At 28.5% G+C, this 643-nt stretch carries 1 protein-coding gene; it reads right to left on the reverse strand.

Annotation, left to right across the window (positions count from 1 at the left end):
* Positions 1 to 14 precede the first annotated feature (14 nt).
* Positions 15 to 643, reverse strand: a 629-nt coding sequence (locus tag B0182_RS13755; RefSeq protein ID WP_211271662.1) for a hypothetical protein, incomplete at its 5' end; no start/stop codon positions are given.

Consider the following 643-nt stretch of genomic DNA (forward strand, 5'->3'; position numbering starts at 1 on the left):
TTAATTTTCAATATCTATTTGGCTATTAAAAATTTGATACAACTCATCTTTCTTTTTTGGGTCTGTATTTTATCTAATAAATCTTTTGATTTTTGAATATACGCCACATTTCCAGCATTTATCTCAGCCAGATAGTACAACAAAATTTCTTTGGTATTGTCTTTTTTGTTATAGTTATTTTTCTTAATTTCTTCTTCTGCTTTTCTGGCAATATGAGAAAAGCAATTTGTTATCTCGTCATTGTCGTAATTATTGATTTTCATAAGTTGGCATTTATAAATAAGTAACCAATGATCGGGGTTTTTCCTAAGAACTTCATCAATAAAATCTATTGCTTTATGAACATCTGTTAATGTATATATTTGCAATAATGCTTTGTACTTTTCATTCTCATCATTCATGCGATTTACTTCTGGCACCAAGTCCAACAACAGCCTTTTCGTTTTTTCGTTGTCATCAATGACGCCATTTATTGCGATGTCATTTATTTTTTGCATGACATAACGGTCGTATTCGTCTGTATTAGTAGCATTAATTTTTGAAGTGACATAATGTCCAGTTTTATCATAACCGCAAGATAACAATGAAGTCATTAATATTGCTATAATAAATTTCATTATATTTTCTCCGTATTTATATAAAA

Origin of the sequence: Moraxella bovis, assembly GCF_002014975.1 — a bacterium.
Classification (GTDB): Bacteria; Pseudomonadota; Gammaproteobacteria; order Pseudomonadales; family Moraxellaceae; genus Moraxella; species Moraxella bovis.